This window comes from Centipeda sp. (in: firmicutes) (assembly GCF_057271695.1).
On the sequence record NZ_DBHIVL010000046.1, the window covers coordinates 1 to 18,349 of the forward strand.

The 18,349-nt window shown below is 56.3% G+C and carries 17 protein-coding genes; 11 read left to right on the forward strand and 6 right to left on the reverse strand.

The genetic code is table 11. From position 1 onward, the window contains the following. Positions 1–16 precede the first annotated feature (16 nt). Complete coding sequence (locus ACO6BQ_RS08025) at positions 17–1,819, reverse strand: nicotinate-nucleotide--dimethylbenzimidazole phosphoribosyltransferase (protein WP_489120346.1); 1,803 nt, start codon at positions 1,817–1,819, stop codon at positions 17–19. Next, positions 1,816–4,005: a Tex family protein gene (locus ACO6BQ_RS08030; RefSeq protein ID WP_489120347.1), complete on the reverse strand. Its 2,190-nt coding sequence runs from the start codon at positions 4,003–4,005 to the stop codon at positions 1,816–1,818. Before ACO6BQ_RS08030 ends, ACO6BQ_RS08025 begins: the two co-directional genes overlap by 4 nt. 176 nt (positions 4,006–4,181) lie before the next feature. On the opposite strand from ACO6BQ_RS08030, the gene perR reads away from it, so the two are divergent. Continuing rightward, positions 4,182–4,637: a transcriptional regulator PerR gene (gene perR, locus ACO6BQ_RS08035; protein WP_489120348.1), complete on the forward strand. Its 456-nt coding sequence runs from the start codon at positions 4,182–4,184 to the stop codon at positions 4,635–4,637. A gap of 150 nt (positions 4,638–4,787) precedes the next feature. Further along, complete coding sequence (locus ACO6BQ_RS08040) at positions 4,788–5,579, forward strand: hypothetical protein (protein ID WP_489120349.1); 792 nt, start codon at positions 4,788–4,790, stop codon at positions 5,577–5,579. A 55-nt stretch (positions 5,580–5,634) separates the two neighbouring features. On the opposite strand, the gene speD is transcribed toward ACO6BQ_RS08040, so the two are convergent. Then, positions 5,635–6,093, reverse strand: coding sequence for an S-adenosylmethionine decarboxylase (speD, locus tag ACO6BQ_RS08045; protein WP_489120350.1), 459 nt, complete (start codon positions 6,091–6,093; stop codon positions 5,635–5,637). A 386-nt stretch (positions 6,094–6,479) separates the two neighbouring features. Here speD and ACO6BQ_RS08050 point away from each other — a divergent pair, with 386 nt between their 5' ends. The 9 genes from ACO6BQ_RS08050 (at position 6,480) to ACO6BQ_RS08090 (ending at position 16,322) form a co-directional block, all read left to right on the forward strand. Further along, on the forward strand, positions 6,480–7,514 hold the full coding sequence (locus ACO6BQ_RS08050) for a rod shape-determining protein (protein WP_066847971.1): 1,035 nt from the start codon (positions 6,480–6,482) through the stop codon (positions 7,512–7,514). After that, the gene (gene mreC, locus ACO6BQ_RS08055; protein WP_489120351.1) at positions 7,511–8,452 is read left to right on the forward strand and encodes a rod shape-determining protein MreC; all 942 of its coding nucleotides are present in this window, start codon (positions 7,511–7,513) and stop codon (positions 8,450–8,452) included. Before ACO6BQ_RS08050 ends, mreC begins: the two co-directional genes overlap by 4 nt. Further along, positions 8,449–8,946 (forward strand): rod shape-determining protein MreD, encoded by a 498-nt coding sequence (gene mreD, locus ACO6BQ_RS08060; RefSeq protein WP_489120352.1) that lies wholly within the window; start codon positions 8,449–8,451, stop codon positions 8,944–8,946. Before mreC ends, mreD begins: the two co-directional genes overlap by 4 nt. 23 nt (positions 8,947–8,969) lie before the next feature. Next, entirely contained in the window at positions 8,970–10,760 is a 1,791-nt protein-coding gene (gene mrdA / locus ACO6BQ_RS08065; protein ID WP_489120353.1) for a penicillin-binding protein 2, read from the forward strand. Positions 10,761–10,769: 9 nt separating this feature from the next. Next, positions 10,770–11,420, forward strand: a complete 651-nt coding sequence (gene minC / locus ACO6BQ_RS08070; RefSeq protein WP_489120354.1) for a septum site-determining protein MinC — start codon at positions 10,770–10,772, stop codon at positions 11,418–11,420. Between the two features lie 11 nt (positions 11,421–11,431). Then, complete coding sequence (gene minD, locus ACO6BQ_RS08075) at positions 11,432–12,226, forward strand: septum site-determining protein MinD (protein WP_489120355.1); 795 nt, start codon at positions 11,432–11,434, stop codon at positions 12,224–12,226. 12 nt (positions 12,227–12,238) lie between these two features. Further along, a complete protein-coding gene (gene minE, locus ACO6BQ_RS08080; RefSeq protein WP_489120356.1) occupies positions 12,239–12,526 on the forward strand; it encodes a cell division topological specificity factor MinE in 288 nt (95 codons plus the stop codon). Beyond that, complete coding sequence (gene rodA / locus ACO6BQ_RS08085) at positions 12,523–13,629, forward strand: rod shape-determining protein RodA (protein WP_489120357.1); 1,107 nt, start codon at positions 12,523–12,525, stop codon at positions 13,627–13,629. The genes minE and rodA overlap by 4 nt, the downstream gene beginning before the upstream one ends. Positions 13,630–13,709: 80 nt before the next feature. Continuing rightward, entirely contained in the window at positions 13,710–16,322 is a 2,613-nt protein-coding gene (locus ACO6BQ_RS08090) for a TIGR03960 family B12-binding radical SAM protein (RefSeq protein ID WP_489120358.1), read from the forward strand. A gap of 1 nt (position 16,323) precedes the next feature. Here the strand turns inward: ACO6BQ_RS08090 and ACO6BQ_RS08095 are convergent, their stop codons facing one another. The 3 genes from ACO6BQ_RS08095 to ACO6BQ_RS08105 are packed head-to-tail and all read right to left on the reverse strand — an operon-like array spanning position 16,324 to position 18,164. After that, entirely contained in the window at positions 16,324–16,473 is a 150-nt protein-coding gene (locus ACO6BQ_RS08095; RefSeq protein ID WP_489120359.1) for a secretion protein HlyD, read from the reverse strand. 15 nt (positions 16,474–16,488) lie between these two features. Further along, entirely contained in the window at positions 16,489–17,379 is an 891-nt protein-coding gene (locus tag ACO6BQ_RS08100) for a transglycosylase domain-containing protein (protein ID WP_489120360.1), read from the reverse strand. Further along, complete coding sequence (locus ACO6BQ_RS08105) at positions 17,376–18,164, reverse strand: DUF4931 domain-containing protein (RefSeq protein WP_489120361.1); 789 nt, start codon at positions 18,162–18,164, stop codon at positions 17,376–17,378. Before ACO6BQ_RS08105 ends, ACO6BQ_RS08100 begins: the two co-directional genes overlap by 4 nt. Positions 18,165–18,349 lie beyond the last annotated feature (185 nt).

An 18,349-nucleotide genomic window follows, 5' to 3' on the forward strand; every position in this document is an offset into this window, starting at 1 on the left:
GGGCAAAAAAGATACGTCAAGATGGCGTGGCTGAATTTATCAGTGCTTCCTTTACCTGTCGTCCTGCGCCCGCGCCGTCGATGGCGACGGCGACGCCGGTCTCGGTGAAGGTTTTCATGTCGTTTACGACGTGGAGGGCGGCGCGTACGATATCAAGGGCAAGCAGTCCTTCGATGCCGACGGTCAGCTCTGCGTCGATGGTGAGCATGTCGGGGAGAACATGGAGGATGTAGGGGGCGAGGGCGGGAGATTTTTCTTCTGTCTTGTGTGCGATATCGTCCGTTCGCGCATCGCCGGGGAGGATGAGACTGCCGCCCGCCGCTGCGCCGTGCAGGGCATCGGTGATGGGCGTGCAGTCCTCTTGTTCGTATGCTCCGAGAATCAGGAGGGGATGCGTGCGTGTGAGCTGGTATGCGACTGCATATGCCTCTTTGCTATCGTTTGAGGTGAGGATATGGACGGAGATGCCGCGTGCATCCGTCAGGGCATTGAGGATGCGCGTGAGGTCGGCGGGAAGCTCTTTTTTCTCTGTGATCAGGAGGAGTGTCGCCTGTGTGTTGATGGAGGGGCATTCGCAGTGCATCACACCCGCGAGTTGTACGGCAATCCGCTCAAGATATCCGAGGCTGTGGATGGGCTTTGCGAGGTTGTCGAGGCGGTATTGACAGGCGGACATAGAGGATTGGTTGGGAGGGGGAGGCATTGCATTACGGCATATTAGCTTCCCCCGTCGCAACGGGGGAAGTGGCGAGCAAAGCGAGCCGATCGGGGGGCGGTGGATCGTCTCCTCTGGCGAAGCATCTATTGCCTCCCATACCTTTAGCATCTGTCCGAGCATACGAAGCACAATCGATGAGCCTGCCGCCTCACTCAGACGGATGTCGAGGCGGAGCATGGGGGTGAGCCCGAGATGGCGCAGCGCGTGCGGGTGGGAGTGCTCCGTCAGCGAGGAATGCGAGGCGAGGAGGTAATGCACGCAGTTCGGCGCAAGGGCGTGTGCAACGAGTGCCGCAGAGGTCGTATTTGCCCCATCGAGAATGACAAGCATCCGCCGTGCGGCCGCGCCGAGAATGAGCCCTGCAATGCAGCCGAGTTCGAAGCCGCCGACCTTCGCGAGCACATCCAGTCCGTCGTGCGGGTTGGGGCGATTGACATCGAGGGCGCGTCGAACGATTTCGACCTTATGCGCAAGACGGGCGTCGGAGATATTCGCGCCGCGTCCTGTGACCTCCTCGGGGGTCAGCCCGAGGAATGCCGCGACCATTGCCGCACTCGATGTTGTGTTGGAAATGCCCATTTCACCGGGCAGGATGCAGCGGTCGCCGCGACTCGCACAGTCATTTGCGATGGCAATGCCCGTTTCGATGGATTGGATTGCCTGTGCGCGTGTCATAGCAGGCCCTTTGGTCATGTTTGCTGTTCCGTGTGCAATGCTGTGATGTAAAAGTCCCGGTATGTCTGTGTGCTCCGTATTCACACCAAGGTCGGCAACGATAAGGTTTGCATTCGCATAGTTTGCGGCGGCGTTTGCCGCACCGCCGCGTGCGATGAGGTAGTTGCACATCATGTTCAACGTGGTCTCGGGTGGATAGGCACTGACGCTCTCGGCGGCGACACCGTGGTCGGCGCACGAGATGATGACGCTCGTCTGCGGCGATGCGGGATGTCGCTCACCTGTGATGTTGATATAGCGAAAAAGCGCTTCGTTCAGCCGTCCAAAGTTCATTTGGCTCTGTCTTGTCATTTCCCTCTGCACTGTGTCAGAAAGGTTGGTGACAGGCTTTGTGATCTCAGAAATGGTGCGTTCGAGAAGATTCATGCGCGTGCCTTTTCCTTTTCGATGCGTTTCAGGGAGAGTCCAATGCGACCGCGTGCTTCGTCGATGCTGATAATCATAACGTCGAGGGAGTCGCCGACGGAGAGTACATCGAGCGGATGACGCACGCGGTGGTGGCTCATCTCGGAGATGTGGAGCAGCCCCGCTTGTTTCAGCCCGATGTCGATGAATGCGCCGAAGTCCGTGATGTTGCGGACAGTGCCGGGCAGGATAGTGCCAACGGCGAGGTCGGAGAGTTTTACGATGTTCTGACGTGTGAGCGGCGCGGGCAGATCCTCACGCGGGTCGCGCCCGGGGCGTGCGATTGCCTTCAATATATCCGTGACGGTCGGAATGCCCGCACCGAGTTTTTTTGCGAGCGATGCCGGCTGCGTCTGTGCTGTTTTGAGCGCAAGCGCGGGGAGATTCGCACGGTCGCGCAGGTCGTCCTCATGGATGCCGATCTCCGCGAGAATGGAGCGTGCAAGCTCGTAGGACTCGGGATGAATCGCGGTGCCGTCCAGTGGTGTTTCGCCCTCGTGGATGCGCAGGAAGCCCGCGCACTGTGTAAAGGCGGCATCGCCGAGGCGGGCGACCTTTCGGAGTGTCTTGCGGCTTGTGAAGCGTCCGTGCTCGTTGCGATAGGCGACGATGTTTTTTGCGATCGTCGCGTTGATGCCCGCAATGCGGTTCAGCAGGGCGGGGGAGGCGGTGTTGAGGTCAACGCCGACATGGTTCACTGCGTCCTCGACGGTAGCGTCCAGCGTCTCCTTGAGCTGCTTTTGGCTGACATCGTGCTGATACTGTCCGACACCGATTGCCTGAGGATCAATCTTGACAAGCTCTGCGAGCGGATCCTGCACGCGCCGTGCGATGGAGACTGCACCGCGAATCGTGACATCGTAGTCGGGCAGTTCATCCTTTGCGAGTTGGGAGGCGGAGTAGACGGAGGCACCCGCTTCGTTCGTGATAAGATAGTGAACGGTATCGAGGCTGTTCTCACGGATCAGTGTGGCGACGAATTGCTCTGTTTCGTAGGAAGCAGTGCCGTTGCCGATCGAGATGAGCGTGACCCCGTGCGTCTTGATGAGCTTCAGCAGTGCCTGTGCCGCCGATTTGCGTTCGCCGTCGCTTCGTGTCACATGGATCACGCCGCTCGCAAGGACGTTGCCCGTTGCGTCGACAAGTGCCATTTTGCAGCCCGTGCGATAGCCGGGGTCAAGCCCGAGAACGGTATGCCCTGCAAGCGGCGGCTGCAGGAGGAGCTGACGAAGGTTGTGTCCGAACACGGCGATCGCCTTTTCCTCGGCGGCTTCGGTCAGGCGGGTACGCAGCTCGCGCTCAAGTGCGGGGACGAGCAGCCGCTTGTAGCCGTCCTCAATCGCCGCACGCAGTTCTTCCTCGAAGATGGAGGGACGCTGATGAATTCGTTTGTAAATCCACGCAGTATTTTCCTCATGGTCGACTGCAATGCGGATGGAGAGACAGCCCTTTTTCTCACCGCGATTGATGGCGAGAATCCGATGCGAGGGAAGTGTGCGGACGGGCTCGCTGTAGCCGTCGTACATCTGAAAGACCTGTGCATCCTCGGCATCGGCATTGAGGCTTGTTTCAAGGACAGCACTGTTCCAAAACTTCTCACGCATGAGGCGGCGCAGTTCCGCCTCGTCCATGATGGTCTCGGCGAGGATATCACGCGCACCCGCAAGTGCGTCGGCGGCCGTTGGGACTTCTTTTTCTGCATTTACATACGGTGCAGCGGCTTCCTCGGGCGAGCCTTTGGTCTCTCGTTGGAGCAGCATCGCGTTTGCAAGGTTCTCCAGTCCCCGCTCACGCGCAATGGAGGCACGTGTGCGTTTTTTCTGCTTGTAGGGACGGTAGAGATCCTCAAGTGTCTGGAGTTTTTCGGCGGATTCGATTTCTGCGCGCAGCTCGTCTGTCAGCTTACCCTGCTCCTCGATGCGCGCAAGGATTTCCTCCTGCCGCTTGACAAGGCTACGCAGGTAGGTGAGACGTGCCTCCACCTGACGCAGCATCTCGTCCTCAAGGGAGCCGGTTGCCTCCTTGCGGTAACGGGCGATGAACGGAATTGTGTTGCCGTCGTCGAGGAGTGTGATGACGGATTCGACCTGCTGCGGACGGATGGAGAGTTCGCTCGCAATCGCGGCGGGAATATCGGAGATGCGCATGAAACCAAACCTTTCTTTTCGATTGAATGTTTTCCATTATACCATGATTTTCGTGTCGTGCAAAAGATATCATCGATTCTCATAACGGGACTATTGACAGGAGTTTTCGGATAGAGTATTATAATACATAAATAATAATGATTTTAGATTTGAAAATATGAAAAGTAGGAACGATTATGAGCGAGCATACGATGTTGACATTGAACGAGGTTACGGATATCCTCCGTCAGAACAAAAAAAAGGTGACACCGCAGCGTCTTGCCGTCTATGCCGCACTTGCTGCGACAACGGAACATCCGACGGCGGAGACGCTCTACAAAGAGCTGCGCCCGAACTATCCGACGATGAGTCTTGCCACGGTCTATAAATCACTCGATGCGTTCTGTGAGATCGGCATTGTCCGCGAATTGAATGTGGGGGAGGAAGCATTTCGCTATGACGCGGACATTTCGGCGCATCCCCATGTACGCTGCATTGCTTGTGACAAGGTTGCAGACGTTCCCATTGCCTCGCTTCCGTCCCTTGATAAGAATGTTGCGTCAGTGACGGGCTATCGGATTGTTTCGCAGCAGATGTATTTCTTCGGTTATTGTCCGGACTGTCAGAAAACGAGTGCCGAATCGGCTTCGTAAACAGTGGCTCTGTGGAACAGGTTCGTCTGATCGGATGAACCTGTTTTTTTATGGGAGGAAGGTCGTCCTCTCTTTTTTGCATGAAAACAAAATTTGTTTTATATATTATGCAAAAAGTCCTGTATTAAAACATGGAGGGACTGTGGACTCATGAGCCGATATCGATGTGAAACGGCTTTCCTGCTGTGCATGTTTGCGGGAGCACTGCCGAGCGTCGCTTTTGCACAGACAACGCCATCATGGGTATATGATGCGGTGAATCATCTGGAAGAGGAAGGTTATATCGATCTTGGCGGTAGGGAGGCTGCAAGTATTCCGCATGATGAGCTGACAAAGATTGTGGCACAGGGGCTGCATGAGATCAACCGCATCCAACAAGGAACGCTTGCGGATGAGTATGGGCGCATTACGAGCCTTGCCGTGCGTGATGAGGTGCGTCTGAAGCTCTATCGGGAGCAGGAGCAGAATGCTCGTAAGTTGTTCAACCGAGCGTCTGGGGAAGCCAAACACGCAGAAGAGATGCTTGCACGTCAGTCCATGCGCGGTGTAAATCGTCTTGAGGTCATGCGGCCGCCGACGCTTGCCGTCAGCCGAATGGGAGCGGCGGCGATTCTGAACAACGGGTTCACCTATCTGGTCAATGGAAGCGGCAGTACGGAGGACTACAGCGCGGTATCTATGGAATCCCTTGTCGGTATTTTGCATAATCTGACGCATGAGGAGGACGGTACGGTGAAGCGCGGAGTCATTCTGGTCATGCATATGAGTGCGACATCCATGCGTACGTCGAAGGCTCTTGATATGCTGCTCACGGCGAATGAAGCACTCCCCGAAGGACATCCCGGCAAGTTCAAGGTCGGACTTCTCGGCGACTATCTCACGGGGGACTATGATCAGACGATGAAGCAGGTGAAGCCCGTCAAGGGCTATGCACTCCACTAAAAAACTCCTTGAACATTTTCGTCAAATGAAAATGTTCAAGGGGTTTTTGTTTGTTTCAGCCGCGGTTACGCCGTGCAAGGATGCGGATGACCTTTGCGCCGGTGCTCTTGATCTTGCGGATCGGAGCAACACGCGTTGTGGTTTTGGGGCGAATCTCGGAGGGCGAGCGGAAATCTCCGCGCCTGAGATGGGTGGTCTTTGTCTTTTCAGGTTGAAATGCGTTGCGCAGAGTGCGTGCGATCGGGTCGAGCACAGCATTCTCCATGCAGAGGTAGATGTCGAGTGACACATGGTACAGGTCGGGATGGACATGCAGTGCCAGATGTCCATCCGGCAGAAGTGCCATGAGTGAGACGTGTCCGCTTTCCTGCACGTCACTGATGAGCTGCAGGGGAACGAGATCGAGCTCTCTGAGTGCTTCGGAGACTTTGGCACGCAGTGCTTCCTCGCTGCTGCATTTGCCGGCCTTGCAATTATAAAAATCCACTGTCAGCATCCTTGATTGAATGTTCATGCGCATCCGTCTCCTTATACAGTGTGTATGATTATTTCAATTATAGAGGAAAGGCGTGCTATCGTCAAGGAATCTAGTTAAATTGTCCTAAATAATATAACACAAGGGAATCGCTGATAAAATGAAGTCCGTCAGATTGGCGTAGATTTTTCTGCCCGATTGAGGAGGCAAACCGGACGCATAGCAAAATATGTGCGGAGAAGCGAGGGTACGGTACGGGCAAAAAGATGCGTCAAGATGGCGGTGCTGAATTTATCCGTGCGCCCTAAAATCTCATGGAAAAATAAGCGTGCTTATGCTATACTGATTCTGCACGTCTTTTAGGCGATGCAATGCAATTATTGATACGAATACATTTCTTTTGATGGAAGGAGACTCCTTTTACAATGTTTGGTCTTTTTGGTGGACACGATATGGGGATTGACCTCGGCACGGCGAATACACTGGTACATGTCAAGGGGCGCGGCATCGTGCTGCGTGAGCCGTCTGTCGTTGCGATAAAGAGTGATTCGGGCGATGTACTCGCGGTGGGCGAGGAGGCAAAGCAGATGATTGGGCGCACGCCCGGCAACATCGTCGCGATCCGTCCGATGAAGGATGGTGTGATTGCGGATTTCGACGTGACACAGGCGATGCTGAAGTATTTCATTCGCAAGGCGATGCGCTCGAAGTCGTTCGTGCGCCCGCGCGTTGTGGTCGGTGTTCCCTCCGGTGTGACGGAGGTCGAGAAGCGTGCGGTCATCGATGCGGCGCAGCAGGCAGGCGCACGTGAGGCATATCTGATCGAGGAGCCGATGGCGGCGGCGATCGGTGCGGGGCTTCCGGTGGAGGAGGCGACGGGCAGTATGGTGGTCGACATCGGCGGCGGCACGACGGAGATCGCGGTCATCTCGCTCGGCGGCATCGTGACGAGCCGTTCCATCCGCATCGGCGGCGATGAGATGGACTCCTCGATTGTGCAGTACATCAAGCGTATGTATAACCTCATGATCGGCGAGCGCACAGCAGAGGAGATCAAAATCACGGTTGGGACGGCGATTGTCACCCCCGATACGGATCGCACGATGGACATTCGCGGGCGTGATCTCGTGAGCGGTCTGCCAAAGACACTGACGATTCGCGCGAAGGAGATTCGCGAGGCTCTGAACGAGCCAATCTACAAGATCATCGATGCCGTAAAGGGAACACTCGAGAAGACGCCACCGGAGCTTGCGGCGGATGTCATGGATCACGGCATCATGATGACGGGCGGCGGCGCGCTTCTCATGAATCTCGACAAGCTGCTTTCGCATGAGACGGGGATGCCCGTGCTCGTGTCCGAGGATGCGCTCTCCTGTGTCGGTGAGGGGACGGGGCGCACCCTTGAGAACATCGGGCTGCTCAAGAATGTTGTCATGTCCTCGAAGAAGTTGAAGCAATGATTGACCGAATCGGACGGGCAAGACAGGCAGGACGGAAGATCTGGGCACTGCTTTTCGTCCTGCTTGCTCTGTTTTGCGTCATTTTCTTTGCCGCACGCGGGCGCTTTCAAGCGACCGCCTCGACGAGTACGGTGGGAACGGTACTTGCGCCGTTCGAGATGGCATTTTCCTTTGTGGGGCAGCAGGTTCACCATGTGACGGCGAATCTCTGGGAAATTGCAACGGTACATGAGCAGAATCAAATGCTCAAGAACGAGGTCGAGCAGCTGCGTCAGCAGAATACGATGGCAGAGGAGTATGCGGCGGAGAATATGCGCCTGCGTGAGCTTTTGGCATATAAACAGTCTGCGCAGCAGTTCGATCTTCTTGCAGCACGCGTCATCGGGCGCGATGCGGCACTCTGGACAAGTACGATCGTTGTGGATCGCGGATCGAAGGATGGGGTGCGCGAGAATATGCCCGTGGTGACGGGCAAGGGGCTCGTGGGACGCGTGGCGGAGGTTGCTCCGCTCTCATCAAAGGTGCAGCTGATCCTCGATGTCCGCTCCTCGGTCGGTACGCTTGTGCAGCGCACGGAGTCGCGTGTGACGGGGATCGTCACAGGGACGATGGACAATCCCTATATGCCGCAGATGGTGAACATCCCGCGCAATGCGGATGTGCAGGACGGCGACACTGTTGTCACCTCCGGATTTGGAGGCATCTACCCCAAGGGACTTCCCGTGGGCAGTATTGTCTCGCAGCACAGCGATGACACAGGTCTTTTGAAGGTCGCACTCATTGAGACGGCGGTGGATTTTCAGCGTCTTGAGGACGTGGCGATCATCACGGCATCGCGCGAGGCTCCGCCCGCACCGATTCAGCCGACGCCTCTGAGTCCGGGTGCGGCGGCTGCGGCAAAGATCTCTGCAGAACAGACAAAGGCGGCGGGGCAGTGAAGAGATACAAGTTCTTTTTCGTGTTTTTTATTGCACTTTTTGTCCTGCAATTTTCTTTTTTGCCGCTGATCTCCGTCTATGGGATTGTTCCTGACTTGCTCCTCCTCGCAACGGTTTCCTACGCTTTTTTGCGCGGCAGCGTGTGGGGGGGCTTTGTCGGTTTTGCCCTTGGATTGATGGAGGATCTGAGTGTCGGCTCGTTTTTCGGACTGCACGCGTTTTCCTTGACGTTGATCGGGCTCTTTTTCGGGCGTTTTTCCGACCGTGTATTCAAGGAGCAGTTCTTTCTCCCGATTACGGCGTCGGTGGCAGCAACCTTCGCAAAATATGTGATTACTGCGACACTCGTATATTTGCTTGGCTATCATTTTAATCCGTTTCTGCACATGGGGCGCGTGCTCTTTATTCTGCTCCTGTTCCAGCTGATCTTTGCATATCCGATTCACTGGGCGACGTTCCATTTGGATAAGCGCGTACGCGACCCCGAGCGTTAGAATGTATTTCTCGGAGTGTAATTGTGAACGAAAATGAAGATTTTAGCGGGCGTCTGCAATTCTTAACCTTTGTGCTTGTACTCATTATTGCCGTGCTGATCGGACGAGCGGGTTATCTGCAGGTCTATGAAGGTGAGTTCTACGCGCGTCTTGCCGAGGGCAACCGCATCCGCGTGATCCCCGCAGAGGCAGCGCGCGGGACGTTCTACGACCGCAACGGCGAACTGCTCGTGACGAACCGCCCGGGCTTTGCGGTGTCACTGCTTCCCCTGACCGAATCGATTTCGCCCGAGGTGATTGCGCGCGTATCAAAGCTCATCAATGTGCCTGTGGCGGAAATTCAGCAGAAGATTGACGCGCATGTGGGGTTTGATCCGATTCGCATCAAAACTGATGTGCTGCCTGATATTGTCACGATCATCGAAGAGCAAAAGGATGACTATCCGGGCGTGGTGATCGAGGTGCTGCCGATCCGTGACTATATCTACGGAGAATATGCGGCACATGTCTTCGGCTATGTGAGCGAGATCAACGAGGAGGAGTTGGAACGCCGCAAGGATGAGGGCTACAAGTCGGGCTATATCATCGGAAAGTTCGGTCTTGAGCGCGTCTACGACAAGGAGGTGCGCGGCATCAACGGCGGCGATCAGGTGGAGGTGGACGTATCGGGGCGTCCCGTGCAGCTCCTCGGACGCCAGTCACCTGTACCGGGCAATGATCTTGTGCTGACGATTGACAAGCATCTCCAGGAGGCGGCAGAGCAGGCGGTGGATGCACAGCTCTCTATCGTGCATGCCAATGCAGCTGCCGCCGTAGTCATGAATCCGCAGACGGGTGAGGTGCTGGCGATGGTCAGCCGTCCCGCGTTCAATCCGAATCTCTTTGCAGGCGGCATCTCGACGGTGAATTGGAATGCGCTGAACAACAATCCTTATCACCCGATGGACAACAAGGCGATTACGGGTGAGTATCCTCCTGGCTCGACGTTTAAGATTGTGACGGGCACGGCGGCACTCGCCGAGCACAAGGTGACGCCGCAGGAGAAGATTTTCGATTCCGGTCACCATTGGATCATCCCAAAGACCAATGCCAGCGGCGAGGCTCTTGGTTGGATCAACTTCCAGGAGGCGATGGCGCACTCTGACAATGTCTACTTCTATGAGATGGGCAATCGTCTTGGCGTCGATGCACTCGAACGCTACGCGCGGATGTTTGGGTTGGGGGCGCGGACGGGCATCGATCTGCCGTATGAGGCGGAGGGGCTTGCGCCGAACCGCAAGTACAAGGCGGACAACTATGAGGACGGCGAGTGGTATCTCTCGGAGACGTTTGATGCGGCGATCGGGCAGGGGTTCAACCTCGTGACCCCCTTGCAGGCGGCAATGGTGATGGGGGAGATTGCGGCAAATGGCAAGCGCTATCAGCCGCATCTCGTTCAGCGAATCGTGGATGTGAACGGGAATACGGTACACGAGTTCCAGCCGAAGCTCCTCTCGGAGCTAGATGTCAGTCCGTCCGTGATCCGTAATGTGCAGGAGGGACTGCACAGCGTTACAAAGATCGGTACGGCGGCGGGCGTGTTCGCCGGCTTTCCAATCGACATCGCGGGCAAAACGGGCACGGCGGAGAATTCGCAGGGCCGCGATCACGGTTGGTTCGTGGCGTACGGGCCCTATGCGAATCCGACGATTGTCGTTGCGGTTATCGTGGAACAGGGCGGATTCGGTTCGACATCGGCTGTGCCGATTGGTCGCAGGATCATGGAGGCTGCCTTTCGGCTGGATCGCGTCCCGCAGAATGCAGGGAAGAAGTGAGGGATTCAAATGAGTGAGGATAAGATCAAGATCAAAGGGGAAAATGGCGGACTCATACTCGGCTTCCCGGAGGATATGCCCTTTTCGGAGATTATGGAGGAGCTCGACAGGAAACTGGAGTCGGGCGCGGGATTCTTTCTGCGCGGTACGCTTGTGCGCGTTCCAAGAGATCGCTTTGCGAAAGAGGAACTTGCCGAGATGCAGGAATTTTTTCGGACGCATGGGCTGATCTGCCGCTTGGCAAAGCCGGAGCCTGCCGAGTCTCCTGCACCTGTGTCCGAGAAGTCTCCGTCCGTTCCGACAAAGTCGGAGGAGGCGGACACACCGGAACTGCAGCGCATGCTTGTCGTTGACAAGACACTGCGCGGCGGTCAGGCGGTGGAGACGGAGGGCTCTGTCATTGTCTTTGGCAATGTCAACCCCGGCGCGCAGATCACGGCGGGCGGCAGCGTGGATATTCGCGGCACCTGCCGCGGTGTCGTGCATGCGGGTGCTGCGGGGGATTCGACCGCATTTATTATTGCAGATCATCTGATGCCGACACAGATTCGCATTGCGAACTATGTTGCGCGTCCGCCGGATGAGCCGGAGGACTCCGGCAAGGCAGAACGCGCCTATGTGAAGGATGGACAGATTGTCATTGAGCCAATAGAGAGGTAGGTTTTTGAAATATGAGTGAGATTTATGTGGTGACATCGGGCAAGGGAGGCGTTGGAAAGACAACGACAACGGCGAATCTGGGCGTGGGTTTTGCCATGCGCGGCAAGAGCGTCGTTCTCATCGATACGGATACGGGGCTTCGGAATCTCGACCTCCTGCTCGGACTCGAAAACCGCATCATGTATGATCTGGTTGATGTGACTTCGGGGCGTGTGCCGTACAAGAAGGCACTCGTGCGTCACAAGAAATATGACTCGCTCTTTCTCCTGCCGACCTCTCAGGTCAAGGACAAGAGTGCGGTGAATCCCGAGGAGCTCGCGACCCTCTGCGAGGAGCTGCGCCGCTCCTATGATGTCATCATCATCGACTGCCCCGCAGGTATTGAGCAGGGCTTTAAGACGGCAATTGCGGCTGCCGACACGGCAATCGTTGTGACGATGCCCGAGATCTCCGCCGTGCGCGATGCGGACAAGATCATCGGCGAGCTTGGTCGTGCGGATAAGGAGGACATCCGTCTCATCGTCAACCGCATTCGTCCGAAGATGATCGAAAAGGGCGATATGCTCGATATGGATGATATCGACGAGATTCTTTCCGTCGGCTGCGTCGGTCAGATTCCGGACGATGAGATGGTTGTGACGAGCACGAACCGAGGAGAACCGTGCGTCACGATGCCGGACTCCCCTGCGGGACAGGCGTATCTCGATGTCGTGGGACGCCTCTCCGGGGAGGACATTCCGTTCCGTGAGTTTGCAAAGGAAAGTCTCTGGGAGTCGATCAAGAGCAAGCTCTTTGGGAAAAAGTAAGGAGGTTTTGGCGTGATTGAGGCACTTAAAAGGCTTCTTGGGAAAAAGGAAGCATCCGGCGATGTCGCGCGCCGCCGCCTCCAGCTGGTCATCATCAACGATCGGGCGAATGTCTCGCCCGAGATCATGGACAATATGCGCGCGGAGATCATCCAGGTGATCTCGAAGTATATGTATATTGACACGCGTGAAATGGAGTTTGCACTCGAGAACGAAAACGACACGATGGCACTTGTCGTCAATATCCCCGTTGTCAGCGTTCAGCACGGCGGCAGCGATATCTCAAGGCGCAGACGATGATACTCTCGAAGCGTCTCCTGCGCCGAACGGATTTGACGCTCATTGCTGCGGCAGCGGCAATCGTCATCATGAGCCTCGTCATTATCGGCAGCGCGACCCACGTCAATACGCCGAGCGAGGAACGCTACTGGTTCGTTCAGCGGCAGGGCATATCCATCGTCGTGGATATCGCACTCGCGGTATTTCTGATGAATTTTGACTATAAGATCCTACAGCGTTACGGCAACCATTTCTATGTGTTCAACTTGATTCTCCTGATTCTCGTTATGTTGGTCGGGCAGACGGCACTTGGCGCGCAGCGGTGGATCGCACTCGGTCCGATCAGCATACAGCCATCGGAGTTCTCAAAGCTCATCATGATTATTGCACTTGCCGCGATGATGGAAAAGCGTGGCAAGATCCAGTCGCTTGCCGACCTCGCTCCCATTGCCGGATATGTTTTCGTCCCGTTCCTGCTTGTCTTAAAGCAGCCGGATCTCGGAACTTCGCTCGTTTTTCTTGCGATCTTCTTTGGCATGATCTTCGTTGCGGGCATTCGCCTGCGAATTCTCTTTGCTATCTTTGGTCTTGGGCTTGCGGCACTGCCTGTGCTCTGGCATTTTCTGAAAGACTATCAGAAGATGCGCATCATGGTTTTCATGAATCCGAATGTCGACCCGCTCGGTGCGGGCTATCACATCATCCAGTCGAAGATCGCAATAGGTTCGGGTCTGCTCTTTGGCAAGGGGGTGTTCGGCGGGACGCAGAGTCAGCTGAACTTCCTGCCGGAGAATCATACGGACTTTATCTTTTCCGTTGTGGGGGAGGAACTGGGCTTCGTCGGTTGTGCCGTGCTGCTGCTGCTGTATCTTATTGTGCTCTGGCGCGGCATCAAGATCGCGCAGAATGCGAGCGATGCGTTCGGTCGACTGCTTGCGGTCGGGATCACGTCGATGATCGCGTTTCATGTGCTTGTCAATGTAGGTATGACAATGGGGATTATGCCCGTTACGGGCATCCCGCTCCCGCTGATGAGCTACGGTGTGAGCTCGCTGACGACAAATATCATGGCGATTGCCATCCTGTTGAACATTCAGCTGCGGCGGCAAAAACTACTATTTTAGACTTTGTGGGGCTGTTCGCCTGTGCGCGGCAGTCTCTTTTCTTTTCTGTGTATGATTGATGTATGGGGGATAATGAAACAATGGTGCAGCTTGATCACAGTATCCTGCAGTCGGTACTGAAACCTGCGCGCTATACCGGCGGCGAATGGAACGCCGTGCACAAGGACTGGGAATCCGTTCCATGCAGATTTGCGCTCGCCCTGCCCGATGTCTATGAGGTCGGCATGACCAACCTCGGGCTTGCCATCCTCTATGAGATCCTGAACCGACGCACGGATACCCTTGCGGAGCGTGTCTATGCGCCGTGGGTCGATATGGAGGAGAAGATGCGTGCGCGGGGGATTCCTCTTTTCTCACTTGAGAGCCGCCGTCCGATTGCAGATTTTGATTTCCTCGGTTTCTCGCTGCAATACGAGATGATTTACTCGAACGTGCTGAATATGCTTGATCTCGCGGGAATTCCGCTCTATGCAGACGAGCGCGGCGAGAATATGCCCTTTATCGTGGGCGGCGGACCCTGTGTCTACAACGTCGAGCCGATTGCTGACTTCTTTGACTTCTTCGTCATCGGGGAAGGGGAGGAGGTCGTGCCGGAGATCTGCGATGCCTTTATTGCATGGGAAAAAGAGGGGCGTGTGGGCGGACGGCGCGGCTTCCTCACATGTCTTCTCGGGATCGATGGCATCTATGTGCCCTCGTTCTATGAGCCGGTCTATGATGATGCGGGGAATTTCCGCGTACTGCGTGCGCTGCATTCCGATGCGCGCCCCGTGATCTACAAGCGTGTCGTGCGCGATATGAACGGCGTTATGTCGGTCGAGCATCCGATTGTGCCCTATATGGATATCGTGCACAACCGCATGATGATGGAGCTCTTTCGCGGCTGCTCACGCGGCTGCCGCTTCTGTCAGGCGGGCATTGCCTACCGACCTGCGCGCGAGCGCACGGAGGAGCGTCTGCGTGGGATGGCGCATGGTCTGGTTGAGGCATCGGGTTACGATGAGATGAGTCTCACGTCGCTCTCCTCGGCGGACTACTCCTGCCTCGGTCGGCTTGTGGACGATCTGATGACGGACTATGCGGGGGAAAAGCTCAGCTTTTCTCTGCCGTCACTACGCATCGACAGCTTTTCGATTGACCTCGCACATCGGATGCAGCAGGTACGGAAATCGGGGCTGACCTTCGCGCCCGAAGCTGGGACGCAGCGCATGCGCGATGTCATCAACAAGGGCGTGACGGAGGAGAATCTGCTGACGGCGTGCGGCGCGGCGTTCCGTCATGGGTGGAAGCAGGTGAAGCTCTACTTCATGATGGGGCTGCCGACGGAGACGGATGAGGACATCATCGGCATTGCACGCCTTGCGAAAAAGGTGGTCGATCTCTATACGGAGATCTGCGGGCGTCGTGGCTGCAAGGTGACGGTCTCTGTCTCCTGCTTCGTGCCAAAGCCCTATACGCCGTTCCAGTGGTTCGGACAGCTGCCGATTGAGGAGTTTCAACGGCGGCAGCAGCTTCTCAAGGAGCACATCACCGATCGCTCGATTACGTTCCACTACCACGATGCGCGTCTCTCCGTGATCGAGGGGGTCTTTGCACGCGGCGACCGCCGTCTTGCGCCTGCGCTCTATGAGGCGTGGAGAAGCGGCGCGAAGTTTGACGGTTGGTCGGATCTCTTTGACGACAGCCGCTACTTCGCCGCGTTTGAGAAGTGCGGCATTGACTGGGAATATTTCAGCCGCCGTACGCGCACGATTGGTGAGCCGCTGCCGTGGGCACATACATCGCCCGGTGTGCTCGAACGATTCCTGAAGTCCGAGTGGCAGAAGGCACTTGCGGCCTCGCTTACGGAGGACTGCCGCCGCACGCACTGTACGGGCTGCGGCATCTGTCCGACGCTCGGCGTGGACGTGATCGGCTATGCGGGCACGGAGGCAGAGTACACGGCCGCGCCTGCGGAGGTGCATCCACGCGCGGCTGAGACGGACGCAGAGCATGCGCCCGCAGAGCGCAGCCTCTTCGTCTATCGCGGGCTGATTACAAAGGGGGAGGAGCTGCGCTATGTCTCCCACCTCGACTATGCGAATCTCTTCGTGCGGGCGTGCAAGCGTGCAAAACTCCCGATGGCGTATTCGGAGGGGTTCAACCCGCACATGAAGGTCGCGTTTGCCTCTGCGCTCTCGCTTGGTGCGGCGAGCGATGCGGAGTATGTGGACTTCGAGATGACGGAGGCACTTTCGCCGAGTATGGTTATGAAGCGTCTCGGAGAGCACCTGCCGCGCGGGGCGCAGATGGTGCGGCTTAAACTATTGGAAGGAAAGCATAAGGCTCTGATGGCGGATGTGGACGAGGCGCACTATCGGATAGCCGTACCCTATGCGGGCGATCTCGATGCGGTGCGTGAGAGCGTGCGCCGCTACAACGCGGCGGAGAGTGCCGTATGGGAGCGCGTGACACCGAAGAAGAAGCGTACGATTGAGACAAAGACATACATAAAAACGCCCGTCTCCTTTACGTTGGAGCACGAGCGTCTGACGTTTTGGATGAATCTCGTCGTGACCTCGGAGGGCAGTGTCAAGCCCATCGAAGTACTGTCCGTGATGGCGCGGGACTTCGCCCTGCCTGTTGATCCGAGCGAGGCGTATGTGACGCGCATCGGACTGTTTGCGGACGGTGTGGCACTGATTGACCGATAGGTTAGGGAAGCACTGATAAATTCAGCACTGACATCTTGGCACATCTTTTCCGCCCTCTCTGTGTCGACAAATCCTCCACATAGCCCTTGCTATGCGTCCGGTTTGTCTCCTTGACAGGGCGAAAAATCTGTACCAATCTGACAGACTTCATTTTATCAGCGATTCCCTAGTGCTCCTCGGGGCGGAAGTTCAGCGGCTGCATCTTTGCGTCCTCGGCTTTGCGTGCGTCAATCAGTCCCTGCGCTTCCATTGTGTCGAGGACGACTGCCTGCCGCTTCTTTGCGGCGATGAAGTTTTCAAATGGGGAGAGCTCGGAGGGGGCGTTGGGGATGCCCGCGAGCATGGAGGCTTCGGGCAGGTCGAGTGCGGCGGGAGGCTTTCCGTAATAGCCTTCGGCTGCGGCATTCACGCCGTAGAAGCCTGAACCGTAGTAAACAACGTTCAAATACATCTCGAGAATCTCGTCCTTCGAGTAGGCGATCTCGATGTCGAGGGCGAGCAGAAGCTCCTGCGCCTTGCGCGTAAAGGTCTGCTCGTTCGCGAGAAAGAGATTCTTTACGAGCTGCTGCGTGATTGTGCTCGCGCCTTCCTCGATGCGTCCGTGCTGGATGTTGACGAGTGCCGCACGCCCCATGCCCGTGAGGTCGAATCCTGCGTGTTCGTAGAAGCGGCGGTCTTCGATGGCGACAATGGCATTCTTCAAGTCGGGGGAAATGTGTCCGATGGGGACATAGTCGGAGCGGTTCAGGCGTGCGTCGATTGCGCGGCGGATGAAGAGGACGCGTGCAATCTGCTCAGCTGCATTCGGCTCGCGGATCTCATGCAGCTGATTTGCGGGCAGTTGCCGCTCGGCAGAGGGAAGGACTTCGCCGATGCTCTGCCAGACCTGTGGGACGAAGAGAAATGTGCCAACGGAAACGAGAACGAAGCACAGCAGCATACTCAAGAAAAAACGCCCAAATCTGCGGGGCGTTTTTTTCTTTCCTGTGCGTTTCCGTGCCGTTGTCTTGCGTCGGCGCGTGCGTTTCGGCGGGGTCTCGTTGATCGTATCGTTCATACTGTACTCCACAAATTGTTTTCAGTGCTAAAGTATTTTGCACGCATCCGATCCCGCATCTCCGCAAGGTTGGACGGGAGCAGTCGGATGTTGTAGCCGATGAAGACGGGGGAGGTGGCAAAGCGCGGCATGATCTTGATGAAGATGTCCGCGCCGTCATTGTAGAAGAAGATGTTGTAACTCGTCAGCGGACGGCGGAAAGCATTCATAAAGAAGTCGACCGCAATCTGGATGTAGTCGGCGATTGTCGCAGTCGCCCCCGCGTCCACAGGGACAATGTTCAGCTCCCAAAAGCCGACGCGCGGTGTGGTGGAGAGGTTCAACGTGACGCCGTCCCGCTCGTCCACGGTCAGGCCCTCGAACTCGGCGCGGCGAAAGGCAAGCTCCTGCCGAAATGTGGGGAAGCCGACGAGCTGCATATGCGGGTGACGGATTGTTCCGCCCGAGTACGGCCCATAGTTCTTGAAAAAGAGCACCGTGTCATACTTTCCGCTCGCACGCATCTGCGCCCAATGCTCCATGCCGAACGCGATGAGGCGGTGCATATGGTCGCGCGTGTAGTCGGGCATATCTGCATCGCAGTCCCTGCCCTCGATGAGGACGAATTGATCCGCCTCCTCAATGACGTTGTATTTGTTTTTGAGCAGGATGATATCGCCGTCCGTCGCGATGATGTCTGTGAGCTTGTCTGTTGCACAGAACGGACAAGCCGCATTGCTGTGGATGATGTTCTCGGGCTTCTGCCGCCCGATATCCGTATTGAAATGGGCAAGGTTGATGTCCATAAAATGCTCCTGAGTTTCATTCATACCTTTCCCTATTATATATCTTCCGCGTCGATTCGTAAAATATTTTATTGAAAGCGTGCAATTCACAAACGAATCCATGCTATAATGAAAAACATTGCAATGAGAATAAGGGAATCGCTGATAAAATGAAGTCCGTCAGATTGGCGTAGATTTTTTCGTCC